1 protein-coding gene is annotated in these 466 nt (G+C 65.7%); it reads right to left on the bottom strand.

Going from position 1 to position 466, the window contains the following annotated elements; all coding sequences use genetic code 11:
• Positions 1-88: 88 nt before the first annotated feature.
• The coding region (locus tag ACNFOC_RS55285; protein ID WP_416966429.1) for a hypothetical protein at positions 89-466 on the bottom strand (378 nt) is incomplete at its 5' end.

Genomic DNA, 466 nt, shown 5'->3' with positions numbered 1-466 from the left:
ATCGTGCTGCTTACCGTCGGCATCATCGCCGCGGGCCTTGGCATCGTGCTCTACAACGTCGTGCTGTCGGGCGTTGCGATCGGCCTGCTCATTCTTGGATTTGCTCGGCCCGCGCCCGCCACAGCGTGAGCGCGAACAGCAGATAGATCGCGCAGGTCCACAGCGACTGCCAGTTGTCGCGGCCCTCGTTGACCAGCACATAGGCTGACGCCACCGCGAGCAGCCCCGCAAAGACCGATTCCGCGATCGGACGCTGGCCGATCTGCGGCCGGTTCAGCATCAGCAGCGCGAACGGCACCACCGCCATCGTCAGCGATGCGTAGGGGAAGTCGTGGTAGCGCGGGTCGAAAACGAAGGCGAGCGCGGTCTGCGCTGCGATCACGGCGGTCACCGCCAGCGTCAGGCCGAGCACGACGGTCAACTTCGACCATTTGCGGCCCTCGCGGGGACCGAGCAGATCGAGAAA

This window comes from Streptomyces colwelliae, assembly GCF_048158785.1.
GTDB lineage: Bacteria > Actinomycetota > Actinomycetes > Streptomycetales > Streptomycetaceae > Streptomyces.
The sequence above is the reverse complement of the archived record's forward strand: the minus strand, read 5'-3'. Positions and strand labels throughout refer to the sequence as shown.